The 24,502-nt window shown below is 42.0% G+C and carries 27 protein-coding genes and 1 pseudogene; 21 read left to right on the forward strand and 7 right to left on the reverse strand.

Annotated elements, in window-relative coordinates; genetic code table 11:
* Positions 1-62 precede the first annotated feature (62 nt).
* The 9 genes and pseudogenes from QFZ31_RS21320 to QFZ31_RS21360 all read left to right on the forward strand — a co-directional run.
* Positions 63-875 (forward strand): annotated as a pseudogene (locus QFZ31_RS21320) (formate dehydrogenase accessory protein FdhE); the annotation flags it as partial.
* Positions 876-890: 15 nt separating this feature from the next.
* Entirely contained in the window at positions 891-1,484 is a 594-nt protein-coding gene (locus QFZ31_RS21325) for a molybdenum cofactor guanylyltransferase (protein ID WP_307306638.1), read from the forward strand.
* Between the two features lie 25 nt (positions 1,485-1,509).
* Positions 1,510-2,742: a gephyrin-like molybdotransferase Glp gene (gene glp, locus QFZ31_RS21330; RefSeq protein WP_307306640.1), complete on the forward strand. Its 1,233-nt coding sequence runs from the start codon at positions 1,510-1,512 to the stop codon at positions 2,740-2,742.
* A 14-nt stretch (positions 2,743-2,756) separates the two neighbouring features.
* Entirely contained in the window at positions 2,757-4,679 is a 1,923-nt protein-coding gene (locus tag QFZ31_RS21335) for a molybdopterin biosynthesis protein (RefSeq protein WP_307306644.1), read from the forward strand.
* Positions 4,680-4,692: 13 nt separating this feature from the next.
* Complete coding sequence (locus tag QFZ31_RS21340) at positions 4,693-5,157, forward strand: molybdenum cofactor biosynthesis protein MoaE (protein WP_306074443.1); 465 nt, start codon at positions 4,693-4,695, stop codon at positions 5,155-5,157.
* Positions 5,150-5,383 (forward strand): molybdopterin converting factor subunit 1, encoded by a 234-nt coding sequence (gene moaD, locus QFZ31_RS21345; protein ID WP_307306648.1) that lies wholly within the window; start codon positions 5,150-5,152, stop codon positions 5,381-5,383. The genes QFZ31_RS21340 and moaD overlap by 8 nt, the downstream gene beginning before the upstream one ends.
* 29 nt (positions 5,384-5,412) lie before the next feature.
* Complete coding sequence (locus QFZ31_RS21350) at positions 5,413-6,432, forward strand: thiazole biosynthesis adenylyltransferase ThiF (protein ID WP_307306649.1); 1,020 nt, start codon at positions 5,413-5,415, stop codon at positions 6,430-6,432.
* A gap of 266 nt (positions 6,433-6,698) precedes the next feature.
* Positions 6,699-6,986, forward strand: a complete 288-nt coding sequence (locus tag QFZ31_RS21355; RefSeq protein ID WP_307306650.1) for a YwdI family protein — start codon at positions 6,699-6,701, stop codon at positions 6,984-6,986.
* A gap of 218 nt (positions 6,987-7,204) precedes the next feature.
* Complete coding sequence (locus QFZ31_RS21360; protein ID WP_307306651.1) at positions 7,205-7,576, forward strand: DUF423 domain-containing protein; 372 nt, start codon at positions 7,205-7,207, stop codon at positions 7,574-7,576.
* Between the two features lie 43 nt (positions 7,577-7,619).
* On the opposite strand, the gene gerQ is transcribed toward QFZ31_RS21360, so the two are convergent.
* Both gerQ and hemQ read right to left on the reverse strand, forming a co-directional pair.
* Positions 7,620-8,081, reverse strand: coding sequence for a spore coat protein GerQ (gerQ, locus tag QFZ31_RS21365; RefSeq protein ID WP_307306654.1), 462 nt, complete (start codon positions 8,079-8,081; stop codon positions 7,620-7,622).
* A 212-nt stretch (positions 8,082-8,293) separates the two neighbouring features.
* Positions 8,294-9,037, reverse strand: a complete 744-nt coding sequence (hemQ, locus tag QFZ31_RS21370) for a hydrogen peroxide-dependent heme synthase (RefSeq protein ID WP_307306656.1) — start codon at positions 9,035-9,037, stop codon at positions 8,294-8,296.
* Positions 9,038-9,271: 234 nt separating this feature from the next.
* Here hemQ and pta point away from each other — a divergent pair, with 234 nt between their 5' ends.
* Complete coding sequence (pta, locus tag QFZ31_RS21375) at positions 9,272-10,246, forward strand: phosphate acetyltransferase (protein ID WP_307306658.1); 975 nt, start codon at positions 9,272-9,274, stop codon at positions 10,244-10,246.
* Between the two features lie 216 nt (positions 10,247-10,462).
* Entirely contained in the window at positions 10,463-11,284 is an 822-nt protein-coding gene (locus tag QFZ31_RS21380) for a biotin/lipoate A/B protein ligase family protein (RefSeq protein WP_307306659.1), read from the forward strand.
* Positions 11,285-11,386: 102 nt separating this feature from the next.
* On the opposite strand, the gene QFZ31_RS21385 is transcribed toward QFZ31_RS21380, so the two are convergent.
* Positions 11,387-12,151: an RsfA family transcriptional regulator gene (locus QFZ31_RS21385; protein WP_307306660.1), complete on the reverse strand. Its 765-nt coding sequence runs from the start codon at positions 12,149-12,151 to the stop codon at positions 11,387-11,389.
* Between the two features lie 259 nt (positions 12,152-12,410).
* On the opposite strand from QFZ31_RS21385, the gene QFZ31_RS21390 reads away from it, so the two are divergent.
* The 3 genes from QFZ31_RS21390 (at position 12,411) to QFZ31_RS21400 (ending at position 14,584) form a co-directional block, all read left to right on the forward strand.
* Positions 12,411-12,632, forward strand: coding sequence for a DUF1450 domain-containing protein (locus QFZ31_RS21390; RefSeq protein ID WP_179598768.1), 222 nt, complete (start codon positions 12,411-12,413; stop codon positions 12,630-12,632).
* A 119-nt stretch (positions 12,633-12,751) separates the two neighbouring features.
* Positions 12,752-14,050, forward strand: a complete 1,299-nt coding sequence (locus QFZ31_RS21395) for an HD domain-containing protein (protein ID WP_307306664.1) — start codon at positions 12,752-12,754, stop codon at positions 14,048-14,050.
* A gap of 24 nt (positions 14,051-14,074) precedes the next feature.
* Positions 14,075-14,584, forward strand: a complete 510-nt coding sequence (locus QFZ31_RS21400; RefSeq protein ID WP_307306666.1) for a YwgA family protein — start codon at positions 14,075-14,077, stop codon at positions 14,582-14,584.
* Positions 14,585-14,604: 20 nt separating this feature from the next.
* Here the strand turns inward: QFZ31_RS21400 and QFZ31_RS21405 are convergent, their stop codons facing one another.
* Complete coding sequence (locus tag QFZ31_RS21405) at positions 14,605-14,790, reverse strand: 2-hydroxymuconate tautomerase (RefSeq protein ID WP_045515968.1); 186 nt, start codon at positions 14,788-14,790, stop codon at positions 14,605-14,607.
* Between the two features lie 109 nt (positions 14,791-14,899).
* Here QFZ31_RS21405 and QFZ31_RS21410 point away from each other — a divergent pair, with 109 nt between their 5' ends.
* The gene (locus QFZ31_RS21410) at positions 14,900-15,553 is read left to right on the forward strand and encodes a site-2 protease family protein (protein ID WP_307306668.1); all 654 of its coding nucleotides are present in this window, start codon (positions 14,900-14,902) and stop codon (positions 15,551-15,553) included.
* Positions 15,554-15,573: 20 nt separating this feature from the next.
* Complete coding sequence (locus QFZ31_RS21415; RefSeq protein WP_306074455.1) at positions 15,574-16,086, forward strand: YwhD family protein; 513 nt, start codon at positions 15,574-15,576, stop codon at positions 16,084-16,086.
* Between the two features lie 134 nt (positions 16,087-16,220).
* Here the strand turns inward: QFZ31_RS21415 and QFZ31_RS21420 are convergent, their stop codons facing one another.
* On the reverse strand, positions 16,221-18,290 hold the full coding sequence (locus QFZ31_RS21420) for a transglycosylase domain-containing protein (RefSeq protein ID WP_307306671.1): 2,070 nt from the start codon (positions 18,288-18,290) through the stop codon (positions 16,221-16,223).
* 469 nt (positions 18,291-18,759) lie between these two features.
* Between QFZ31_RS21420 and speE the strand changes: the two genes are divergently transcribed.
* From speE to QFZ31_RS21445, 5 genes are all read left to right on the forward strand, one after another.
* Positions 18,760-19,587, forward strand: a complete 828-nt coding sequence (gene speE / locus QFZ31_RS21425; protein WP_306074457.1) for a spermidine synthase — start codon at positions 18,760-18,762, stop codon at positions 19,585-19,587.
* Positions 19,588-19,754: 167 nt separating this feature from the next.
* Entirely contained in the window at positions 19,755-20,627 is an 873-nt protein-coding gene (gene speB, locus QFZ31_RS21430) for an agmatinase (protein WP_307306674.1), read from the forward strand.
* A gap of 142 nt (positions 20,628-20,769) precedes the next feature.
* Positions 20,770-21,189: a DUF1934 domain-containing protein gene (locus QFZ31_RS21435; protein WP_307306676.1), complete on the forward strand. Its 420-nt coding sequence runs from the start codon at positions 20,770-20,772 to the stop codon at positions 21,187-21,189.
* Entirely contained in the window at positions 21,186-22,856 is a 1,671-nt protein-coding gene (gene argS, locus QFZ31_RS21440; protein ID WP_307306680.1) for an arginine--tRNA ligase, read from the forward strand. The genes QFZ31_RS21435 and argS overlap by 4 nt, the downstream gene beginning before the upstream one ends.
* A gap of 196 nt (positions 22,857-23,052) precedes the next feature.
* On the forward strand, positions 23,053-23,232 hold the full coding sequence (locus QFZ31_RS21445) for an H-type small acid-soluble spore protein (protein ID WP_179598750.1): 180 nt from the start codon (positions 23,053-23,055) through the stop codon (positions 23,230-23,232).
* A 111-nt stretch (positions 23,233-23,343) separates the two neighbouring features.
* Here QFZ31_RS21445 and QFZ31_RS21450 read toward each other — a convergent pair whose 3' ends face one another.
* Together QFZ31_RS21450 and uvsE are read right to left on the reverse strand one after the other, a co-directional pair.
* Positions 23,344-23,472, reverse strand: a complete 129-nt coding sequence (locus tag QFZ31_RS21450) for a DUF4023 family protein (protein WP_082799618.1) — start codon at positions 23,470-23,472, stop codon at positions 23,344-23,346.
* Positions 23,473-23,538: 66 nt separating this feature from the next.
* The gene (uvsE, locus tag QFZ31_RS21455; RefSeq protein WP_307306685.1) at positions 23,539-24,495 is read right to left on the reverse strand and encodes a UV DNA damage repair endonuclease UvsE; all 957 of its coding nucleotides are present in this window, start codon (positions 24,493-24,495) and stop codon (positions 23,539-23,541) included.
* Positions 24,496-24,502 lie beyond the last annotated feature (7 nt).

Raw genomic sequence — 24,502 nt, forward strand, 5'->3', positions numbered from 1 at the left:
ATACTCAAAATGGCTGTCTGTAACAAGGCAGCCTTGATTTATAAAATCAAAAGAGGTGCAACGCAATGAAAAAATCTGTTGTTTCGAAAGAATATCAGAATTTACAGCAGGATATTTTGGCTCTTCAGGAGAATTGGAAAAAGAGTATAAATCCAGAAGCCATCATTCCAAAACTAGATAAAGCAGCAATGTTAGCAGGAGTGCCAGCAGCTGCATTAGCGTCTATTAATTTCGAAATTTCACTATTCCTACAGTGGATAGAGGAGATAAATGTACTTTTAACCCAAAACCACCCTGAGCTCGAGTCAAAGCTTGCTGAAGTTAGATCACTATTAAACGAAGAAACAGCGATCCGCTGGATTGATGAAGCCTTCTCGTTTAACAGTGAGTATTTTGCAGGTTTCGCTGAGGAAAATGGACTAGAGGAATGGATTCCGCAATTTCTTGCCGAAACAGCATTAAGACCCTATTTACAGGTTACAGCAGAAAAGATCCAGCACGAAATCACTCACGCTGTTCCTGGTGCAGGCTGTCCTGTTTGTGGTGAACCTGCTAGACTTGCTGTTCTTGAAAATGAAGGAAAAAAAGTGATGACGTGTCCTCGCTGCCTTGCTCATTGGAGTGCAAAACGAATTGAATGTGCACATTGCGGTAACGATGATCACAAAACCATTCTGTACTTGACCATTGAAGGCGACGCTTCCTCGCAAATTCAGGTTTGCGAAAAGTGTACAGGATATATTAAAGTGATAGATACAAGACAATATCTCAGCAAGCCGTCACCTGCCATGCTGGACTTAAATACGATTCACCTAGACTTCGTAGCCCAAGAGCAAGGCTATCAAGTAGTGGGCGAAATCAAACAAACAAATTAAGAAGGTGCGCTATTCATGAAAGCTGCGGCTATTATTTTATCAGGTGGAAAATCTAGTAGAATGGGCACGAACAAGGCTCTCCTAAAACTTAATGAAAAAACAACGATAGAAAGAATGGTTGATATTCTTAAAGTCTACTTTGATGACATTATTCTTGTTACCAATGATATGGATTCCTATCATTTCTTAGGGGTAAAAATGGTGTCCGATCACTATCCTGGAAACGGACCGCTGGCAGGCTTTCATGCTGGCCTAATTGCCTCAGATTATGATGTGAATTTCATTGTAGCGTGTGATATGCCTTTTATTTCAGGAGAACTTGCTTCAAAGCTTGTGAATCAAATTGACCATTATGATGCCGTAGTACCAGTGATTAATGGAAAAATGCAAACCCTTTGTGCAGTTTTTCAAAAGAAGACGGTAAATAAAATTGAAGAATGTATTGAAAATGGACGTCTTCCAATAAAACATCTGCTCGAGCATTTAAACGTCCTTTATGTAACGGAAAAAGATCTAGAACTCTATAGCAGCATTGATATGGAGCGTGTCTTTTTCAATATGAATCACCCGCATGAGTATGAGGACGCAAAACGGTGGCTCAGAAGCTGACGATAAAGGAAGGATGTAAGGCACAGTGCAATTTTTCAAGGTGAAAACAGTCGAAGAAACCTTCGTAATGATCGAAGAGAATATACCAGCTATAAAAGATACGGAGGAGCGCTCCCTTGAAGAGGCTCTCCATTATATAACCGCTGCGTGCGTCACAGCAAAGGAAAATATTCCGGGTTTTGACCGTTCAACCGTTGATGGATATGCCGTTAAGGCAAAAGACACTTATGGTTCATCTGACTCGATGCCCGGGTTTTTAACGGTAGTCGGTGAAGTACGAATGGGTGAGAGTGCCGGAATCCATCTAGGACAGGGGGAGGCAGTCTACGTGCCAACCGGCGGAATGATTCCTCCAGGCAGTGACAGCGTTATCATGATTGAGCATTGTGAAGACCATGATGGTCTGTTAAATACCTATAGGTCAGTGGCTCCTGGTGAGAACATTATTCGCGCAGGTGAAGACATCCGCGAAGGGGAAGTTGTTCTTCCGGAAGGGACGATCCTAAGACCTCAGGAGTTAGGTGCAATCGCTTCGCTTGGAATTAGTCGTGTTACGGTCTATCGCAAGCTTAAGGTGGGTTATCTATCCTCTGGTGATGAAATTGTTCCCTATCAAACTGAAAAACTTTTAGAAGGACAAATCCGTGATATTAACTATTTGACGATTGCCAGCCTCGCAAAACAATGGAATGTTGAGGTTGTTTACGGTGGAATCGTGAAGGATGACTTTCAAGAGTTTCAGCAAAAAGCACAAAACCTTTATGATCAGGTTGATTGTTTAATTCTCTCTGGAGGAAGCTCAGTCGGGGCAAAGGATTATACCACAGATGTGATTCAATCCTTAGGTTCGCCAGGTGTTTTTGTCCATGGTATTTCTATTAAACCTGGAAAACCTACAATCCTTGCGATGGCAAATGGAAAACCTGTTATTGGCTTGCCAGGTCACCCAGCCTCTGCAATGATTATCTTCATGCTTTTTGGCGAAAAGATACTTCGAAAGTTAAAAGGCGAAAAAATCGACAAAAAACCAGATCGAATTTTTGCAAGGATTACTAAAAATATTCCTTCGGCACCGGGCCGCTCTGACTATATTCGTGTTCGTTTGTTTGAAAAAGAAGGAGAATGGTGGGCAGATCCTATCATTGGGAAATCAGGTTTGATTATGACATTAGTAAAAAGCGATGGAATTGTTGAGATTCGTTCAGAAAAAGAGGGTATTTCACAGGGAGATTATGTACCTGTGATTGCAACACGATGAGGGGGATAAAATAGATGGACCAGAATCGCTATAAACGGAAAATATATTTAGAGGACAAACCCCGATCGGAAGCAAAGCGAGAAATTCTCAAGGCATTTTCTCTGCCCCTTGAAATAGAAATGATACCAACCAGTGATGCTCTTGGCCGTGTAACGGCTGAACCAATTTTTGCTAATGTTTCCATGCCTCATTACCATGCATCGGCAATGGATGGAATTGCGGTAATTGCTGAGAAAACGTATACTGCCCACGAGCAAAATCCCCTTCAGCTTAAGCTAGGGATTGATTTTGCGATTGTGGATACAGGAAACGCGATTCCTTCGCCATTTAATGCGGTAATCATGATCGAACATGTCGATATGATTGATGAGGAAACGATTGAAATTATTGAACCGGCTACACCTTGGCAGCATATCCGTCCAATTGGGGAGGATATCGTCCAAGAGGAAATGCTTTTCCCGCAAGGACATATTCTAAGACCTGCAGACTTAGGAGTGCTGTTGGCCGGACAGCAGCTTCACATTCCAGTTGTAAAGAAGCCGATTGTTTCCATTATTCCAACTGGTAACGAGCTGGTCGAAGCAGATAGCGAACTTTCTTCTGGAAAAATTATAGAATTTAACGGAACGGTATTTGCGAATTTTGTAAAAGATTGGGGCGGCGAGCCAAGACTTCACCGGATTGTGAAGGATGAACCTGAACAGATTAAGTCTGTTTTGCTTGAAGCTGCGAAAGACTCTGATATTATCGTTATCAATGCCGGATCATCAGCAGGTTCAAAGGATTATACCGTTCACATCATTGGTGAAATTGGCACGGTCTTTACCCATGGTGTAGCTGCAAGGCCAGGTAAACCGGTTATTTTAGGAAAAATAAATGAAAAAATTGTCGTAGGTGTTCCTGGATATCCAGTTTCAGCTTATTTAGCACTAGAGTGGTTTGTACGCCCGCTAATTTGCAAATATCTGCAGATACCAGAGCCAAAAAGACAAACGGTAAGTGTCAAGCTTGGCCGCCGGATTGTATCAGGTATGGGTGCAGAAGATTTTGTACGAATGAATATCGGCTATGTGAATGGACAGTTTGTTGCCAACCCGCTGACAAGAGCAGCAGGTGTAACCATGTCCTATGTTCGAGCAGATGGCCTTCTTATCGTTCCAGCCAACGTAAGTGGCTATGAACAGGGTGAGTTTGCTGAGGTGGAGCTTTTGAGACCACTTGAGGAAATTAAAAACGCCATTATGTTTTCTGGAAGCCACGATTTAACGATTGACCTATTATCATCACAGCTAAAAAGAGTTCGTGCTGATATGAAAATAGTTTCCTCCCATGTTGGCAGTATGGCTGGAATCATGGCAATTCGAAAAGGAGAGGCCCACGTAGCGGGCATTCATTTGCTTGACCCCAATACAAAGCAATATAATATCTCATATGTTAAGAAAATATTAGCTGGCGTTAATGTTATCCTTTTTCCGTTTCTAAAAAGAAAGCAAGGATGGATTTTACCGAAAGGAAATCCGCTTGGTATTGAAACAGTCTTAGATATTTTTGAGAAAAAAGCGAACTTCGTTAATCGTCAAAAAGGTGCAGGCACGAGGATTCTCTTCGATATGCTGCTTGAGGAGAACGATATTTCATCAGAAGAGATTACCGGTTACGACCGGGAAATGTTTTCACACTTAGCGGTAGCGGCTGAGGTAAATGGAGACGACCATGGAGCAGGACTAGGAATCTATCCTGCTGCAAAAGCTATGAACCTAGATTTTATTCCAGTAGCTGATGAAGAGTATGATTTAGTGATGACGCGGAGCTTTTATGAAAGTGAAAGTGGCAAACAGTTAATCGATATTATTCAATCACCGATCTTTAAACAGCAGGTCGAAAAAATCGGCGGCTATGAAGTGGTCGAAAATGCAGAGCCAAAGAAATTGGTCTGAAGAGGTGCACAAGATGAATTTTCAAATTTCAAAAGAACCGATCGATATTCAATCTGTCATAGATAAGGTTGTTCAGCGCAATGCTGGAGCAATTACTACTTTTATTGGAACCGTTCGTGAATTAACAAAAGGAAAAAAGACTTTATTTTTAATATACGATGCGTACGAAGCGATGGCAGTGAAAAAATTGGAGCAAATCGGCAGGGAGATTGAAGAGCGCTGGGAAGGTGCACAAGTAGCCATTACCCATCGAGTGGGCAGGCTGGATATAACAGATATCGCCGTGGTTATAGCCGTTTCTACTCCTCACCGTGCCGATGCCTATGATGCGAATCGATATGCCATTGAGCGGATTAAAGAAATCGTCCCGATTTGGAAAAAGGAACATTGGGAAGATGGCGAAGAGTGGATGGGCAACCAGCTCGAAACTGTCGCTTACCCTAGTGGCAAGCCTGAGGAGAGTGACTTAAATGAATAAAGTTTTATTTTTTGCTCATTTACGCGACGCAGTCGGTGAAGAGTTTCTTAAGATCGATGCAAGCGGCAAAACAGTTGCTGAATTAAAAGCAGAATTAGTTCGTAATTACAATCTTCCAAAATTAGATAGTGTTATGACAGCTGTTAATGAAGAATTTGCCCAGGATGATGAAGTGATTCAAGATGGTGATGAAATTGCCTTTATTCCTCCTGTAAGCGGCGGCTGATACGGTTGTTTGGAAAAGGGGAAAACAGAATGGACGAACGATATTCACGACAGGTCCTCTTTCCAGGAATCGGAAAAGAAGGACAAGATAAAATTAGTAGGAAGCATGTGTTAATGATTGGAGCCGGCGCCCTTGGCTCTGGAAATGCAGAGGTACTTACACGGGCTGGGATTGGCCGACTTACAATTGTTGACAGGGATTATGTCGAAGCAAGTAACCTTCAGCGTCAACAGCTTTATACTGAAGAGGATGTCATTGAGAAGCTTCCAAAAGCAGCTGCGGCACAAAAGCGCCTTAAGGCTATCAACTCGGACGTAGAAGTGAAGGCAATTATCGCTGATGCTACTCCACCTATGCTGGAGGATTTGGTGAAGGATGTTGATGTGATCATTGATGCGACCGATAATTTTGAAACGCGGATGGCAATTAATGATGTTTCACAAAAGTATAGCATACCCTGGATTTATGGTGCGTGTGTTGGCAGTTATGGAATGAGTTTTTCGTTTATACCAGGGAAAACTCCTTGTTTAAATTGCTTGTTACGGACGATTCCGATGCAGGGATTAACCTGTGATACCGGCGGAATTATCTCGCCTGCAGTCCAAATGGTAATTTCCCATCAAAGTGCCGAAGCGCTCAAAATGCTTGTTGAGGATTGGGAGGCCGTTCGAACTTCGTTTGTCAGCTTTGACTTGTGGCGGAACCAATATACGAGTTTGAAAATGGGAAAAGCCAAATTTTCAGGCTGTTTATCGTGCGGCGAAGAAAGAACCTATCCTTATCTAGACTCAGAAAATATGACAAAGACGACTGTTTTATGCGGCCGGGATACGGTGCAGATTCGCCCATCCACACAAGGTGAGCTATCGCTTGAAAAACTGGCAGGGCAGCTGAGTACACTCGGGTATACGGTCAAAGGGAATCCGTACCTTCTGTCAGTGGAAATGGATTCTGAGCGATTGGTCATCTTTAACGATGGACGTGCTCTTATACACGGCACAAAAGACTTAACCCATGCCAAATCCATTTATCAAAGAATATTAGGTTAAATAGAAAAGCGGAAGCGCCTTGGGCAGACCCGACAGGCATAAAACGAGCGCTGACTGAAGGCGTGCTTTTTGCCTTCCGAAGTGATTGGTTTATGACCCCGAGGGGCTAGGCGCTGGAGCTGGACAACAACTAACTCGTACCTTTTGGTGCGGGTTTTTAATATGACATAAACCAACATGTTTCACGTGAAACATGTCGGAATTTCTATTTGGCTGGCGAATTTGGTATGATGATATAAAGAATGGAATAGAGGAGTTTAAAAATCGTGAATATATCGGTTGAAAAATTATTAAGGAAAATCGAAGAGGAATTAACGCTGGCAAAAAACAGCACGAAGCAAGATAACTTGCGGGAAAAAGTGTACTCTATTAAAATATTATGCGAGCTGATCCTAGATGAAAAGCAAAGACCGCAGGAAGCACCACTAAATCCTGTCCCGTCATTTCAGCCTGTAACCGTACAGCCGTCCTTTCAGCAGCCAGTAACATTAAATCAACCAAAAAAACTAGAAATGGAAGACGAAGCAAACGGCGATTCGCTATTTGATTTTTAATAGATCGCTGTGTTAAAGCTAAATGATGATTAGTACACTCTGTTGATTGGAGCGGAAGGCACGTAGACTCCTGCGGGAGGACGGGGCAGGTGAGACCCCACAGGCGCATAAGCGCCGAGGAGGTTCACCGGACCGCCCGCGGAAAGCGAAGTGCCTGGAGCGGAAATCAACAGACCATTTTACACAGCTAAACTTAAAAGTAGAAGAAAGGGGAAAACATGAAAACTTTTATTATTATCGGCGCTATTAACGCCTTTTTAGCGGTGGCACTTGGGGCATTTGGTGCTCATGGACTTAAGGATAGGCTAGATCCCTATTACCTAGACATTTGGAAAACAGGTGTAACCTATCAAATGTTTCATGCAACTGCACTTTTGGTCATTGGAATCCTGCTAGGCAAAGTGGCAGCAAGTACATTCTTCACTTGGTCAGGTTGGCTATTCCTAGTAGGAATCATTCTTTTCAGCGGAAGTCTCTATGTTTTAAGCTTAACAAAAGTAGGAGTGCTTGGCGCAATCACACCGCTTGGAGGAGTTTGCTTCTTAGCAGGCTGGATCTTAATGATTATTGGTACAGTAAAGGATTTATAAAATAGAAAAAGGCATTGGACTTGAGTTCCAATGCCTTTTTCTATTATCTTGGCGGGAAAGTACTTAAACCAGGTCCAGCCCCAAAAGGATATTCGTATTCAAGCTCTTCATCAAATGTAGCATAATCGAAAGCTACCATTGGGATGAGCGTACGCTGACCGGTTTGAGGATCACTTAAAATGAGATGGTCGCGTCCTGCTGCTTCAATAATTCCAACAAATTTCTTGGCATTCCATTGGTTGTTGCCTTCAAAAGTTGCATAAACAGTTGCTAACTTCCCTTTGTTTAGTCGTAAAATATTTTCGATGTACGATTGCTCAATTGGCAGCATTCCCTGCTGCTGTGAAGCTGCAGGAGTCCCGGCAGGAGCTCCTTGTTGTGGAAACTGTGGAAACCCTTGCTGCTGCTGACCAGGAAAGTATCCTCCTTGGCCTTGAAATTGATTTCCGCCTTGCTGTCTAGCGGGATAAGGCTGATACCCTTGTTGATTATAATATTGATTCATCTTTTTCCCTCCTATAAATGACTAAACGAATGCCCAACAGTCTATTCATACTCCACAAACAATTAAATGGTGACAATCGGGATGGTCCCGATTTGAGCGGATTCGGAGCTGTAACTTAAGACTCGCTGTTTTATTAGTATGAGGAGGGAAAGGGAAATATGACTTATCAAAATGACAAAAAAAGTTCTCAGCAAAAGCTGAGAACTTTGGTGTTAAACATGTAAGAATCGAGGGACTCTTTCTTCCTCTAATAAGTTGCCGACAAAGAAGGCACCAAATTCACCGAAGCGTGCACTTACTTCATCAAAACGCATTTCATAGACAAGTTTTTTAAATTGAAGAACATCCTCAGCAAACAGCGTTACGCCCCACTCATAATCATCAAAGCCCACAGAACCTGTAATGATTTGCTTCACTTTTCCTGCATATGTACGCCCAATCATTCCGTGGCTCCTCATCATATTGCGGCGATCTTCCATCGGAAGCATATACCAGTTGTCGTTGCCCTGACGGCGCTTGTCCATTGGATAGAAACAAACATGTGCTGTTTTAGGAAGCTTAGGGTATAGACGAGCAAGAATTTGTGGATTTTGGTATGGGTCCTCTCCAGCAGGCAAGTAGTTACTTAATTCAACTACAGACACATAAGAGTGAGCAGGAATCGTAAACTCTGCTAATTTTGTTTTATTAAATTCTGTTTCAATTTCATTTAGTTCTGCCATTGTTGGGCGTAAAATCATCATCATGAAATCTGCCTTTTGTCCAACAATTGTATATAAAGCATGACTGCCTTCGTTACGTTCTTGTGTGTGATTCCATTTTTCAACTAGACTTAAAAACTCGTGAATCGCGGACTGGCGTTCATCACTGGAAAGCATTTTCCAAGTTGTCCAATCAACTGTACGGAAATCATGCAAACAATACCAGCCATCAAGCGTTTGAGCTGCTTCACTCATTAAAATCACTCCTAAATAATCATTCTTCTTATTTACAATCTTTACTATAACATAGTTTGACCAAGTCACGCTTGAATAAACCACTAAGGATAATTTTTAGAAAAGAAGTGAATAGTAAATGAGTGTGAAGTTTTTTGAATAAAAAAACATTTGTCATGAAAACGCCACCTAAGTTGAATTTTTCAACAGGTAAAGTATGCTAAAATAGGTAGATTTAATTAAGGAGGATTTATTGTGGCTGATTTATTTGAAGGTTTAAAACAAAAATTATCTGGTCGTGATATGCGCATTGTTTTTCCTGAGGGCTTGGACGAGCGGATTGTCAGGGCAGCAAGCAGGCTGGCAGAGGAAAAGCGATTAACACCTATTTTAATTGGTAATATCGAGCAGGTTCAGGCTAAGGCCCAGGAGCTTGGCGTTTCCTTAGATGCAGCAGAAATCTATGACCCAGCAAGCTATGCGGCAATGGACGAGCTAGTAGCAGCTTTTGTTGAACGTCGTAAAGGAAAAGCAACCGAAGAGGATGCACGTAAGATTTTATTAGATGAAAATTATTTCGGGACGATGCTGGTTTATTTGAATAAAGCAGACGGTTTAGTGAGCGGTGCGGCACATTCTACAGCTGATACGGTTCGCCCTGCATTGCAAATTATTAAAACAAAAGCAGGCGTCAAGAAAACGTCTGGTGTTTTCATCATGGTTCGTGAGGATGAAAAATACGTATTTGCTGATTGTGCGATCAATATCGCTCCCGACAGCAATGATTTAGCAGAAATTGCGGTAGAAAGTGCAAAAACTGCTAATATGTTTGATATTGAACCAAGAATTGCTATGCTTAGCTTTTCAACAAAGGGTTCAGCGAAGTCTCCAGAAACAGAAAGAGTTTCAGCCGCTGTTGAAGAAGCAAAACGCCGTGACTCTTCATTAGTGATTGATGGAGAATTCCAGTTTGATGCTGCATTTGTACCGTCTGTGGCAAAAAGTAAGGCACCAGATTCACCGCTTCAAGGGGATGCGAATGTTTTTATCTTCCCAAGTCTTGAAGCAGGAAATATCGGCTACAAAATTGCCCAGCGTTTAGGTGGATTCGAAGCGGTTGGACCAATCCTTCAAGGATTAAATAAACCTGTGAACGACCTATCACGCGGCTGTAATGAAGAAGATGTTTATAAGCTAGCATTAATTACGGCAGCACAAGGAATACAATAGGTTTTTCATGCCAGTCCTGGGTAGGGCTGGCTTTTTATATTAGAGGTTTTTGAGTTTTGTACATTTTTGGGGTGGTTATAAACACTTTTTTAGGAGTTTTGTACACTTTTGAGAGGCTTTTGTACGTTTAGACATTATTTGGAAAAAATGAAATTGTTTTAGTAGGATTCTTTTTGCTAAAATAAGCTTATTATTCATTTTGAGGAGAAAACCAATATGGAAGGTTTATTACATCAGCCGGAGTGGAGAATCATTGATCAGTCCACGGCTGGCAGACACTTTCAAGCATTACAGTCATTCGGCACAGACGATACGCTTTGCGCCTCAGTCGGTTCTGGACAGGCACCAGCAACAGCTCGAACCTGGGTCCATCACAATACCATCGTTCTCGGGATACAAGATACCAAACTGCCATTCTTAAAAGAAGGAAGGCAATTTCTCAAGAAACAGGGCTATCAGACTATTGTCCGGAACTCGGGCGGTTTAGCGGTGGTACTCGATGAAGGGGTTTTAAATATCTCATTGATTTTACCTGAAAAGGAAAAAGGGATCGATATTAACCGTGGGTACGATACGATGTGGCAGCTCGTTCAAAACATGTTTGCCGATTATACCAACGCAATCGAAGCAAGAGAAATTGTAGGCTCCTATTGCCCGGGAAGCTATGACCTAAGTATTGATGGAAAAAAGTTTGCCGGTATTTCGCAGCGCCGCCTCAAAAAAGGGGTAGCTGTTCAAATTTATTTATGTGTGAATGGCAGCGGCAGTGAGCGTGCACAGTTAATTAAGCAATTTTATGAGATTGCCAAAAACGAACAGGCCACAAAATTTACGTATCCGGAGATTGTACCGGAAGTGATGGCTTCTCTTTCTGAATTATTGGAAACTCAGTTAACGATTTCGGACGTTATGCTGCGCCTATTAACCCAGTTAAAAAAAAATAGCGACAATTTGTACGCCGGATCATTGACGGGGCTAGAACTAGACCTCCTTCCGGGTTACTACCAAAGAATTATTGATCGTAATGAGAAAATATAAAAAGCCGTAAACCCAAATTGGATTTACGGCCTCTTTTAAGAGGATATTGTCGTCTCCCAAAGTCTTACTCTAGCTTCAGGCGCGCGCCTGGAGCTTTTCGTTTTACTCAGCGACCTTTTCTAGGTTCCCATTGCGGTCCATTTTGAATTTTGTCGCAGGTCTTTCTTCTTCTTCAAATAATACAAGCTTACGAGCGCGGTTCATAATTTTCATGAGTGTCTCGTAATCTTCTTGGATGGTTTCGGTATTTTGCTCGAGACCTTCAATTTTAGCTGCCATTTCTTCATTTTGCTTGCGTAATTCTGCAATTTCACGCTTCAATCTTTCATTCTCACTTTTTAATGCTTCATTTTGCAGATTCGCATGATTAAAGTTTTGTAAGTAATCAATCACGCTATCAAGCGATAAACCTGCTGCAGGTGTTGATTGTCTGTAAGTTTGAACGGGTTGCTTTACATAGACTTCAGGCTTTACATACGTTTCAGCTGCAACTTCCGCTGTTAAATCTGGCAGTTCATAGGTAGTTTCAGTTTCCATAGGCACTTCCACTGGTGTTGATAATGTTTCAAAGTCATCAGCAGCTGGTACTGGAGGATTGTACAGTAACTTTTTCTTGCCTCCCTGGTCTTTCCCTAACACTCTTTGTCTTTGTTTACGCTGTTTTTTTGCTAATTGCAATGCTTTTTCATAGCGGTGGCGCACAACTGCATTCCATCTGAATCCACAGGCTGCAGAAGTCCGGTTTAGCTTGTCGCCTACCTCTTCAAAAGCGTTCAGCTGTGTACTGCCTTCACGTACATGGCGAAGGACGGTTTCAGCTAACAAAAGATCATTTTCATCTGTCCATGCATCTTGTCGTACTTTCATATCTCTTCAACTCCCTAAATAATAATTACGGTTAACTCAAGATGAGTTTTTAAAAGTTCTAGTCTTATCTTGGACAAGTTTGTCAAGCTTTATACCAAAATGTCTGCAAGGATAATAGTTTTTTTAACTGAAAGAGTTAGAAGGATTACAAAAGAAAAGCAACTTGCAATGGATTGAAAGAAATTGTAATATATCTAAGGAGTTAAACCGTAATTAAATTGGATAAAAAAGTAGTAATAGATAAGAAAGGGTGGAAGTAATGTCAAATGAATTCCGCGTTTGTGATGATTGTCAGGCCGTGAATCTAAAGACATTAATCCCTCGTTTGAAAGAATTGGATCCCGAAGCTGAAATTAAAATTGGCTGCCAATCTTATTGTGGTCCTGGCCGGAAAAAAACATTTGCCTTCGTCAATAACCGCCCGGTTGCTGCCCTAACGGAAGAGGAATTAATGGAGAAAGTAAATAAAAAGTTAAAATAATCACCTTTGTCCTGAGCGCTAAGGTGATTTTTCTTTTCATGTCATTGTCGAAAAATCGTGCAGAAAATTGCTGGAAATTGGGATATAATAGAAGAAAGTTTAGAGGAAGAGGGAAAGCAATGGTATATTCGGCGGAAAAACTGAGTGAAGAAAAAGTGTTTAAAGATCCTGTTCACCGCTACGTTCATGTACGTGACCGTGTCATCTGGGATTTAGTCGGTACAAAAGAGTTTCAGCGTTTGCGCCGTATCAAACAGCTCGGAACCACCTTTTTAACGTTTCATGGTGCTGAGCACAGCCGTTTTAACCACTCTCTCGGAGTATATGAAATTGTCCGCCGCATTATTGATGATGTATTTGCAGGCAGACCGGAATGGAATGACGAAGACCGCCTCCTTACGCTATGTGCTGCACTTCTCCACGATTTGGGACACGGCCCATTTTCCCATTCGTTTGAAAAAGTGTTCGATTTTGACCATGAGGATTTTACCCAGAACATCGTATTAGGAAATACAGAGGTTAACGCCGTTTTAAAAAGGGTTGGTTCTGATTTCCCTCAGCAAGTTGCTGAAGTGGTTGCGAAAACATCTGCGAAAAAACGAGTGGTCAGCTTGATCTCCAGCCAAATAGACGCCGATCGGATGGATTATTTGCAGCGGGATGCTTATTTTACCGGTGTGAGCTATGGTCAATTTGATATGGAGCGAATACTTCGTGTCATGAGACCGAAAGAAGATCAAGTGGTGATTAAAAAGAGCGGTATGCATGCGGTTGAAGATTACATTATGAGCCGCTATCAGATGTATTGGCAGGTCTATTTCCATCCTGTATCCCGCAGTGCAGAGGTTATTTTGACCAAAATCCTTCACCGCGCCAAGCAGCTGTATGAAAACAATTATTCTTTTAAAAATGATCCCATTCACTTTTATTCTTTTTTTACTGATAGTGTAACGTTAGAAGACTATCTAAAGTTAGATGAATCGATTATTATGTTTTATTTTCAAATATGGCAGGATGAAGAGGACGCCATTTTAAGCGATCTTTGCCGACGATTTGTGAATCGAAACTTATTTAAATATGCCGAGTTTGATCCTGCAAAGGAGTATAAGAAGCTCGCGGAACTGACTCTTCTTTTTGAAAAGGCAGGAATTGACCCAGAGTATTATTTAGTTGTCGATTCATCATCTGACTTACCTTACGATTTTTATCGTCCGGGTGAAGAAGAGGAACGTTTGCCAATTCATTTACTAATGAAAAATGGGGATTTAAAGGAGCTTTCCCGGGAGTCCGAGATTGTGGACGCCATCTCTGGTAAGAGGAGAACGGACCATAAACTTTATTACCCTGGTGATTTCTTAGCCGACGAATCCACTGAAAAAGAGATAAAAAAACAAATACGTACCCTATTAGAGATATAACCCTGGAGTAGGAGCTGACGAGCGTTGTTAAAAGATCATGCTAAGCTGATGCAGGCTGTTTTAGTATCCGGAGAAATCATCGGGAGAAAAAAGCTGCAGAAGATGATATATATTGCAAAAAAGGTGTCCTTTCCGTTTCATGAGCGGTTTCAGTTTCATTTTTATGGTCCATATTCTGAAGAGCTGACACTGAGAGTCGAAGAGCTGTGCAATATGGGCTTTCTCAATGAAACAAAGGAGAAAAAAGGCGGTTATTTTCAATATCGCTATACCCTGACAGATACAGGCAAAGAGTTTTTGAGCTTAAATGAAGTCGATATGCCATTTTTACAAGATTGCCTTGAAGACATGAACGAACAGAATGCTAGATTCCTCGAGCTTGTTTCGACGGTTTTATATTTTGATAATCTATCGAAAGAAGAAGTAACCGACAAAGTATTTACATTAAAAAGCAGCCAGCGCTATACAGAAGAAGAAATCGATCAAGCCTATGGCTTTATTGAGGCATTAAAAGGAAAAGCTAAGCTCCATTAATTGGGCGCTTAGCTTTTTTACTATTTGTCGCTTGCTCTAACACCAGCAACACCGTAATGTTCTTTCTGCATTTCTTCAATAAAAACAACAACCGCTTCTTTTGGAGCGCCAGTCGTTTCACTGACAGCATCCGTTACCTTTTCAACAAGTGCTCTTTTTTGATCGTCAGTACGTCCTGGAAGCATTTTAACCGTAACATATGGCATTATGTATTCCTCCTTTGATTACTACAAGCATAGTTTAGCAAACATTTTCATTTTATATCCAGTTTAAGGTATACTTATAGGAAAAAAGAGGAGAAATGGGGAAACTAAATTGGAAGGATTTCTTGCCTATTCACTAAGGGAAATTCCCTATGTTGCGATTACGCTCATGATTGCGTTCACGTTTCATGAATTTGCACATGCTTATGTGGCCTATAAGTTCGGAGACCATACGGCTCAAAAGCAGGGACGATTGACGTTGAATCCACTGAAGCACCTCGATCCCTTTGGTACGATTTTAATTTTTATAGCTGGATTCGGCTGGGCACGTCCGGTGCCAGTTAATCGCTTTTTCTTTAAAAAGCCGCGCCTTGCAGGTATATTAGTTTCTGTCGCCGGTCCTCTTAGTAATTTTGTTCTAGCAGCACTTGGTTTTTTTATCGCCTTTGGATTAGCCCGGACACAATTAGCTGTAAGTCTTCCAGGTATTTTTGAGTTTTTTGAGATCTTTAACTGGCTCAATCTCGTTTTGTTTGTGTTTAATTTATTGCCGTTTCCGCCATTGGATGGCTATCGGATTGTGGAGGATTTAGCTCCAAACCATATTCGGGCGAAAATGACTCAATTCGAACAGTACGGCGTATTAATCTTTCTTATTTTGGTTATTACTCCTCTTGATCGCTACACCATTCAGCCGATTTTCCAATTTATTATCCCTGGAATCTGGCAGGGATTAAATAATTTCTTTTATAATTTGTTTTTTTAACATAGGAGGTTACTGCGTTAATGGAAGAAAATAAGAAAAAACCACTTGGCTTTAATATTATAAAACCCGACCCGACAGATGGACATAAAGGCTTTGGTAAGGGAGCGTTGAGCCTTGATAATGTTTCTCCAGTGATTATTGATGTCGAAGCCGGTGACGCTGTCATTGATGTTGGAGCGATGCATGCGCGCAGTGTGGTTGAAAAGGGAATTAAATTCCTTAAGACCAAGGAAGAGGTTCCCAACGCGAAACCGTACTGGCTGGTATGGGTGACAGTGGATAGGAAGCAAGAGGGTCCTTATTATGCTGGAGTGACTGCCTGTGAGATGACGGTGGACCGTGAAATCCGCCGTGGCTATAAATCACTTCCTGAGCATGTAAACAGGATGGATAAGTCATTGAAGCGTCATATTATCGTCGACCATATGGATGATAAATCGAAAAAAATCTTGTCTGATTTTCTCCAAAATCACAATCAAGAAATGTGGAACAACTCAGCGGAGGAGTTAAAAAAAGGCTTAGCTGTCGAATAATAATTTTTTACAATAGCAATTTTTGACGAAAAGTTGTAAAATATATGCAGTGTGTAAACACTGTAAGACTAGGACAGGAAAAAGCTCTGGGGGCAATACTCCAGAGCTTTTTCCATTTAATCCAGCTGCAGCGCCTAGGCGCCCCAATTAAAAATTTTCTTATACCATGGATCCTTTGTTTCCTGTTTCTTTTCTATTGGTTTATCTTTTTTATGATCAAGATGATCGGTACAGTATTCTGTCGGTTCGGTCCCGGCGACAAAATAGGTAAAACGGCGGACCGGGCAATCCTTTGAAGCAAGCTTGCCGTTTTCCGGATTAACGTAAACACCTACAACTCCCTCTTTCGGCGGGGTAAATGCCTTGACAGGCTTACCTTCTAACGATTCCTCCATAAAGTTCACCCAGATCTTTTTGGCGTAGCTTTTTTCAGTGGTAAGGGTAATCGGCTTTCCAACATCATGACCAGCCCAAACTGCCGTAACCAGCTGCGGTGTATAACCAATCATCCAGCTGTCTGTTTCGGTAGAGCCAGATTTACCAGCATATGGCCGTGTGATCTCATCAATCAGGGAGTTACCCGTTACTTTCGCATATCCGTTTAGCTTTTTATCGAACATGCCAGTCATCATATGTGTCATGACAAAGGCTTTAGCTGGGTCAAGCACCTTTTCAGGTTCATTGTTACTTTCAAAAATAACATCCCCATTATAATCTTCTACTTTTGTAATAAGTGTCGGGGTTACTTTTTTACCGCCATTGGCAAATAGACTGTAGGCATTTGCCATGTCAATGACCCGAACGCCAGAGGTACCAAGAGCCAGCGATGGAACCTTATCCATTTTTGTTGAGATACCAAACTTTTTAACATTTTTAATGAGTGTTTCAGCGCCCATAAATAAGTGTGTTTTAACAGCATAAATGTTATCAGACACAGCGAGGGCCTGAGCCAGTGTAATCTCTCCATCCGCATACTTATTATTAAAGTTATGCGGTGAGTATTCTGTTTTACCATCATCCAATTTAAAGGTGGTTAGTTCACTTCTCATCGTAGAGGATGGCGTAAAGCCTTGGCTAAGCGCCGCGTAGTACAAGATTGGTTTTATCGTCGAGCCTGGTTGTCTAACCGCTTGAACGGCCCGATTAAACGGACTTTGTTCATAATTGCGGCCGCCGACCATCGCTTTTACATAGCCGTTTTTCGGGTCCATAGCGACGAAACCAACTTGGATTTCAGATTCACTTGCGATGGTTTCTTGAATTTGTTTTTCAGCCTCTTGCTGCTGTTTTAGATCGAGTGTTGTATAGACTTTTAAACCGCCAAGAGCAATGGTGCGGTCGTCTAGTTTGAGTTGATTTTTTAAGGCATTTTTTACAGCATCTTGAAAATAAGGTGCTGCCTCCACTCGCTTATGTGGATGTTCCCCGACAAATGTAAGTGGCGTTTCCTTTGCCTTTAGAGCCGTTTCTTTTTTAATATAGCCGTTTTCTGCCATTGCGTTTAAAATAATTCCTTGTCGCTTTGTAGCATTTTCTAATGATTCCAGTGGCGAATAGTAACTCGGACCTTTAGGAACACCGGCTAACATCGCGCTTTCTGCCAGGGATAGCTCAGAAGCGTTTTTTCCATAATAAAATTTGCTGGCTGCTTGTACGCCATATGCACCATTACCATAATAAATGGTGTTTAAATAGCCTTCGAGGATTTCTTCTTTCGAATAGTTCATTTCAATACGGATTGCATAAAAAGCTTCATGTAATTTCCGTGACCATGTTTTGTCATGCTCAAGGAAGAGATTTCGTGCGTATTGTTGGGTGATTGTGCTGGCGCCTTGTACCTTTGCCCCTGCCTTTATATCGGCAAGAATGGCACCAACAATTCGTTTATAGTCGAAGCCACTATGTTCATAAAAGTTTTTATCTTCAATGGAGACGGTGGCATTGATTAGTTCTGGTGAGATTTCCTCAAGGGGAACCCAGTATCGCTTTTGACCGCTATTGCTCTCACCAATTAACGTCCCATCACTGGCAAAGAACAGAGTAGATTGCGGGACAGCTAACGGCGGTGCGCCAAGAATTTTGGCATAACCAAGAATCCCTAGAAAAACAATCATCATGCAGCCAAAGCCTAGCAAACTAATGATAATAAACGCACGCAAGTATTTTATTGTTTTTCGAAATCCATGATTCGTCATTACTTCCACAGCAATACCCTCCTTCGCCAATATGTAAAAATATCCATAGTTACAGTATTGAAAGAAGTGAGTGTTTTTAAACTAGTAAAAAGAAAATATTTCTAGAAAATTTGATAGATTATGCTAGACTTTTCTTTGTGTTTGTAATTCAATAGTTTGGGTACCATAAAAATGGAATGATATTCATGGTAATAAAGGCTTTATTATAAATGCTGTGTTAAAGAATACTGTTGCTTTTAGAACCTGTTGATTGGAGCGGAAGGCGCTCGACTCCTGCGGGATGAACGAGCTGAGTGAGACCCCGCAGGTCGGAACGACCGAGGAGGCCGTCGTGCAAGCCCGCGAACCGCTCGCGCCTCGGGACAGGCAAAAACCGCCTGTCCCTGCGATGATTATTCCAAGAAGCATTCCTTAGTGGAGCGCAAATCAACAGCCCAGTTTAACACAGCCATAAAAAAGATACGGAAGGATGTTGAACATGGCAATTTGGTTTACAGAAAAGCAAACTGAAAACTTTGGCATCACCATGAAAATAAATAAAACTTTACATACCGAACAAACTGAATTCCAAAAGCTTGATATGGTGGAAACAGAAGAATGGGGCAATATGCTTCTATTAGATGACATGGTTATGACTTCTGTTAAAGATGAGTTCGTTTATCATGAAATGGTGGCACATGTTCCTTTGTTCACGCATCCAAACCCAGAGAACGTTTTAGTGGTCGGCGGCGGCGATGGCGGCGTAATTCGCGAAGTTTTAAAGCACCCAAGTGTAAAGAAGGCTACGCTTGTTGACATTGATGGAAAGGTAATCGAGTATTCTAAAAAGTTTTTACCTGAGATCGCTGGGAAGCTGGATGACCCTCGTGTTGATGTCCGCGTCGATGACGGCTTTATGCATATCGCAAAAAGTGAGAATGAGTATGACGTGATTATGGTTGACTCGACTGAGCCGGTAGGCCCTGCAGTGAACTTATTTACAAAAGGATTCTACGCTGGGATTTCTAATGCCTTAAAAGAGGATGGTATTTTTGTAGCACAGTCCGATAACCCATGGTTTAAAGCGGATTTGATCCGTAGCGTCCAGCGTGACGTTCGCGAAATCTTTCCAATCACCCGTCTATATGTAGCAAACATCCCTACATATCCAAGCGGACTATGGGCGTTCACCATCGGATCCAAACAATACGACCCACTCGAAGTAAGCGAAGACCGCTTCCACGAAATCGAAACCAAATACTACACAAAAGAACTGCACAAAGCAGCATTTGTATTACCTAAGTTTGTGGGGGATTTATTGAAATAATTTATCGTTGCCGGTGCCTGTCACCGCTCGTGGACACTTTCCACCTGAGGCGGACAGTTAGTGACCGAAATTCATACTAAAAAGGATTCTTGGTCACTCAGATGGTCCAAAGAGTGATCCAAGAATCAAATCAAGATTTGTTAATACATAGAAGTGAGGGAAGTAACATGCGTTTTGATGAGACTTATTCTGGTAATGTGTTTATAAAGAGTCATCCGAGTTTTGAAGAGAGTCAGGTTGTACTTTACGGGATGCCGATGGACTGGACGGTCAGCTATCGTCCGGGATCACGCTTTGGCCCAGCTCGTATTCGTGAGGTTTCGATTGGTTTAGAAGAATATAGCGCGTACCTAGATCGTGAACTGGAAGATGTGAAATATTTTGACGCTGGCGATATTCCGCTACCTTTTGGAAATGCGCAAAAGAGCTTGGATTTAATTGAGGAGTTCGTCGATCAAGTTCTAGCAGCTGGAAAGTTTCCATTTGGTATGGGTGGCGAGCACTTAGTGTCTTGGCCAGTTATGAAGGCAGTTTATAAAAAATACCCTGATTTAGCGATCATTCATATGGACGCCCACACAGACCTTAGAGAAAACTATGAAGGCGAACCATTATCCCACTCCACTCCGATTCGCAAAATTGCGGAACATATCGGGCCGAAAAACGTCTATTCTTTTGGAATCCGCTCCGGAATGAAGGAAGAATTCCAATGGGCGAAGGAAAACGGAATGCATATTTCAAAATTTGAAGTGCATCAGCCGTTAAAAGAGATACTTCCTGAGCTTGCTGGACGTCCTGTTTATGTAACGATTGATATCGATGTTTTGGACCCTGCGCATGCGCCTGGAACTGGTACAGTTGACGCTGGCGGGATTACATCAAAAGAGCTGCTTGCTTCTATTCATGAAATTGCCCGCTCTGGTGTAAATGTAGTTGGCTGTGACCTTGTTGAAGTGGCTCCAATTTACGACCCATCTGAGCAAACAGCAAACACTGCGAGTAAACTAATCCGTGAAATGCTTCTTGGCTGGGTGAAATAATTTGATATCAGTGCCTGTCCCAACCTCGGGGCAGGCATGTTTTGAATTGTGGCTTTTATACAGGTATAATAGGAAAAGTGTGTTAACTAGAAATTTCAATGGACCTGCATAAGGTTCATTTTTAAAAAGGGTGTGCGTTTCATTGTCAATTCCTGAGGTACCTGTAAAAATTAACGTGAAAACCACAATTGATCACGATGAGACTTTTGAATTGATGGTATTTGGTACATACTTTGAAAAAGGAAATAGTGCTTATCTTCGTTATGAAGAAGCGGTGGAAGAGGGAAGTGTCCGGACAATTGTGAAGATGGCACATAATGATGCCCTTATTTTACGCGGAGGTGCCATTAAAATGCGTCTGCCGTTTGAATTGAATCGTAAGTTAAATGGCAGCTATGAAATGCCGTTTGGTCAATTTGCAACAGTGACAAAGGCAAAAAGAATAGATTATTCCTATGAAAATGGCAAAGGTCACTTCGGTGTGGTTTATGATTTTTCAATGGAAGGTGCTCCCACAAGTACATATCAGTTAGAAATAGCGTTTCAGGAGGAGAAGAAATGAACATAGTTGAACAGGTCCAAAGTCGTTTAAAAGAGGAAATTCGGGCAGCGGTTGTGAAGGCGAATCTTGCTGCGGAAGAGCAGATTCCTGATGTAATTCTAGAAATTCCAAAGGAGAAGGCGCACGGCGATTTTTCCACCAATATGGCAATGCAGCTTGCACGCGTGGCGAAAAAAGCACCGCGCATGATTGCAGAAGCACTCATCGAAAATTTCGATCGCTCAAAGGCTTCCATTGAAAAAATTGAATTAGCTGGCCCAGGGTTCATCAATTTTTATATGAATAATGCTTACTTAACAGATTTGATCCCGACGGTTCTAGAGGCAGGGGAAAAGTACGGAGAAACAACGGTTGGCGGCAAGCAGAAGGTTCAAGTCGAGTTTGTTTCCGCGAATCCAACGGGAGACCTCCACCTTGGTCATGCGCGCGGTGCGGCAGTTGGCGATTCACTTTGCAATATTTTAGCGAAGGCTGGTTATGATGTTTCGCGTGAGTACTATATTAATGACGCCGGTAATCAGATTAATAATCTGGCATTGTCTGTTGAGGCACGTTATTTTCAGGCACTTGGTCAAGACAAGCCAATGCCGGAGGATGGCTACCATGGTGCCGATATCATTGGGATTGGGAAGTCGCTGGCAGAAGAGTTTGGCGATAAGTATGTCAATGTGGATGAGCAGGAGCGTTTTGAATTTTTCCGTGAATATGGCTTGAAATACGAAATGGCGAAATTGCAAAAGGACCTTGAAGATTTCCGGGTTAAGTTTGATGTTTGGTATTCGGAAACATCTCTTTATAAGAACGGAAAAATCGATGAGGCTTTAAAAGTGCTTCGTGAGCGCGGCTATATTTATGAGGAAGAGGGCGCAACATGGCTGCGTTCAACAGATTTCGGTGATGATAAGAACCGCGTGCTGATTAAGCAGGATGGTTCGTATACGTATTTGACACCAGACATCGCTTACCATAAGGACAAGCTAGACCGCGGCTTTGAGAAGTTGATCAATATTTGGGGTGCGGACCACCACGGATATATTCCGCGGATGAAGGCGGCAATTCAGTCCCTTGGCTATGCTGCAGATGCCCTCGAGGTCGAAATCATTCAGCTTGTTCACCTTTATAAAAACGGCGAAAAGATGAAGATGAGTAAGCGTACCGGCAAGGCTGTAACCATGCGTGATTTGGTCGATGAGGTCGGCCTCGACGCCACTCGTTACTTCTTTGCGATGAGAAGTTCGGATACACATATGGACTTTGATTTGGATTTAGCTGTGTCAGAGTCAAATGAAAATCCTGTGTATTATGCACAATACGCTCACGCAAGGATTTGCAGCATCCTGCGCTCAGGTGAAGAGCAGGGCATTAAAGTTGATAAAAATGCTGATTTCTCCTTAATCGGTGCAGAAAAAGAAATTGAGTTATTGAAAAAGCTTGGAGAGTTCCCGCAGGCTGTAGGTGAGGCGGCATTGAAGCGTGTACCGCACCGTGTCACAAACTATATCATGGAACTGGCTTCAACCTTCCATAGCTTCTACAACGCAGAAAAAGTGCTCGACAGCGAGCAGCCGGAGCGCACTAAGGCGCGCCTCGCGTTAATTAAAACCGTTCAAATCACACTGCGCAATGCCCTCGCATTGATTGGTGTATCAGCACCTGAAAAAATGTAATGTTAGAATAGCTCCTTTAGAGGGCCATTGTGCTTTTGACTGTCCGCCTGAGGTGGACAGTGTCCACGAGCGGTGCCTGTCACCGAAAGGACCTTTCGGTGACAGGCACCAAACTTAAAATTTTACCTTTATCAAGAATAATAACCTGTATATGGTAAATATTATAAAGGTACTTTTTAGATGAGGAGTGGCCCTGATGAATGTGGGAAGAGCGAAGGAAATTGCTGAGTCGATGGATATGATTAATGTTACGTATGAGGGGACGCCTGTGATTATTCAGCATGTGGATGATAATACGAAAATGGCGCGGGTTTATTCGAAGTCTGATCCGGAAAATGAAATAGAAGTTCCTGTTTTGAATTTAATTGAAGAGTAAAGAGTCTCCTGTGAAGGGAGACTCTTTTTCATATATGTTTTGAATTAGATTACTTTCTAGCTACAGTTCACAAGCGCCCTAGCGGCTGAACAGGGCACTTCCGCTTTCTTATTAAACACCTTGTGAATGCTTATGGTTTGGCAATTTGCTTTCGGGGTCGTTATTGCCATGCTTTTGATTTTTCTTTTGCTTCTTTTCATTCTCTGCTAATTTTTGAACGAATTGGCTGGTGCTTTCCATCGACAATCCCTCCTTATGTGAATCTGTTGTTACTTTAACCATTCCCGCTTGAAAAAATGCTGGGAGTTATTTCACCTCAATGGTGGCCCCGCTGATTCGTTTAAAGCCGCGAACCTTGCTAATATCCTCGACTAATTTCAATGTTGCCTGATCTTTTGCCTTCGCCTCAATCATGAAATCCACATCTTGTCCGATTTCCTTTAGCATTTTTATAAATGGCATAATAAATTCGAGGTCAACAAAATCTGCATGTGACCTGAATTCTTTTTCACCCTTGGGGGAGGAAATATGGATTTTTGGTAATAGGTCAACGTGATCCCATGTTTTAAATATCCGCGGCAGTAACTCCTCCAGCGGTGGCTCGCAAAGGTTCGCCATGTGGTGGTGATAATCAAACACAAAGGGAATGGTTTCTTTTTCACAGGCAATTAATGTCTCCTCTGTATTGTAAGTTTTGTCATCATTCTCCAAGGTCATAGCGCGTTTAATATGTGCCGGTAGCTTTTTTAGATTCTCGTGAAAACGGCCAATTGTTTCCACCTTATCACCATAGGCTCCGCCGATATGAATGTTCATCATCCCTCTATCCTCGACACCCATGGCCTCAAACATACGGTAATGATAGTTCATATCAATCACTGCATTATCCGTTATTTTTTGCTGCGGAGAGGTAAATAACGTGTATTGATTAGGATGAAAGCTAACACGCAAATTATTCTTTTTGATTAGCTGACCAATTTCTTTCCATTGCTTCTTAAAGGGTGTAACGAAATCCCATAACACGTCTGGATGGGTAGCTAACGGTACAATCGAACTCGAAAGCCGGTACAATTCAATTTCATGGGCGAGATTGAAGTAGAACATTCGGAGCGTGTGGGCTAAATTGAGCCTTGTGAGCTCAAGTAATTTATTTTTACGCTCTTTTTCAGATAACTGCTGGTAGCGAGTAAACGTAAGTGTCTTCGATGGAGAAGCATCCCACAGGGTAATAGCTGTTGATACATAGCCGAAACGAATCTTCATCGCAATA

Origin of the sequence: Neobacillus niacini, from assembly GCF_030817595.1 — a bacterium.
Lineage (GTDB): Bacteria > Bacillota > Bacilli > Bacillales > Cytobacillaceae > Neobacillus > Neobacillus niacini_G.

What these genes read in the sequence shown, in the direction of transcription:
- QFZ31_RS21325 (WP_307306638.1), top strand. Translation starts at nt 891, where the DNA reads ATGAAAGCTGCGGCTATTATTTTATCAGGTGGAAAATCTAGTAGAATG.
- QFZ31_RS21335 (WP_307306644.1), top strand. Translation starts at nt 2,757, where the DNA reads ATGGACCAGAATCGCTATAAACGGAAAATATATTTAGAGGACAAACCC.
- QFZ31_RS21340 (WP_306074443.1), top strand. Translation starts at nt 4,693, where the DNA reads ATGAATTTTCAAATTTCAAAAGAACCGATCGATATTCAATCTGTCATA.
- moaD (WP_307306648.1), top strand. Translation starts at nt 5,150, where the DNA reads ATGAATAAAGTTTTATTTTTTGCTCATTTACGCGACGCAGTCGGTGAA.
- QFZ31_RS21350 (WP_307306649.1), top strand. Translation starts at nt 5,413, where the DNA reads ATGGACGAACGATATTCACGACAGGTCCTCTTTCCAGGAATCGGAAAA.
- QFZ31_RS21360 (WP_307306651.1), top strand. Translation starts at nt 7,205, where the DNA reads ATGAAAACTTTTATTATTATCGGCGCTATTAACGCCTTTTTAGCGGTG.
- gerQ (WP_307306654.1), bottom strand. Translation starts at nt 8,081, where the DNA reads ATGAATCAATATTATAATCAACAAGGGTATCAGCCTTATCCCGCTAGA.
- hemQ (WP_307306656.1), bottom strand. Translation starts at nt 9,037, where the DNA reads ATGAGTGAAGCAGCTCAAACGCTTGATGGCTGGTATTGTTTGCATGAT.
- QFZ31_RS21380 (WP_307306659.1), top strand. Translation starts at nt 10,463, where the DNA reads ATGGAAGGTTTATTACATCAGCCGGAGTGGAGAATCATTGATCAGTCC.
- QFZ31_RS21385 (WP_307306660.1), bottom strand. Translation starts at nt 12,151, where the DNA reads ATGAAAGTACGACAAGATGCATGGACAGATGAAAATGATCTTTTGTTA.
- QFZ31_RS21390 (WP_179598768.1), top strand. Translation starts at nt 12,411, where the DNA reads ATGTCAAATGAATTCCGCGTTTGTGATGATTGTCAGGCCGTGAATCTA.
- QFZ31_RS21395 (WP_307306664.1), top strand. Translation starts at nt 12,752, where the DNA reads ATGGTATATTCGGCGGAAAAACTGAGTGAAGAAAAAGTGTTTAAAGAT.
- QFZ31_RS21405 (WP_045515968.1), bottom strand. Translation starts at nt 14,790, where the DNA reads ATGCCATATGTTACGGTTAAAATGCTTCCAGGACGTACTGACGATCAA.
- QFZ31_RS21415 (WP_306074455.1), top strand. Translation starts at nt 15,574, where the DNA reads ATGGAAGAAAATAAGAAAAAACCACTTGGCTTTAATATTATAAAACCC.
- speE (WP_306074457.1), top strand. Translation starts at nt 18,760, where the DNA reads ATGGCAATTTGGTTTACAGAAAAGCAAACTGAAAACTTTGGCATCACC.
- speB (WP_307306674.1), top strand. Translation starts at nt 19,755, where the DNA reads ATGCGTTTTGATGAGACTTATTCTGGTAATGTGTTTATAAAGAGTCAT.
- argS (WP_307306680.1), top strand. Translation starts at nt 21,186, where the DNA reads ATGAACATAGTTGAACAGGTCCAAAGTCGTTTAAAAGAGGAAATTCGG.
- QFZ31_RS21445 (WP_179598750.1), top strand. Translation starts at nt 23,053, where the DNA reads ATGAATGTGGGAAGAGCGAAGGAAATTGCTGAGTCGATGGATATGATT.
- QFZ31_RS21450 (WP_082799618.1), bottom strand. Translation starts at nt 23,472, where the DNA reads ATGGAAAGCACCAGCCAATTCGTTCAAAAATTAGCAGAGAATGAAAAG.
- uvsE (WP_307306685.1), bottom strand. Translation starts at nt 24,495, where the DNA reads ATGAAGATTCGTTTCGGCTATGTATCAACAGCTATTACCCTGTGGGAT.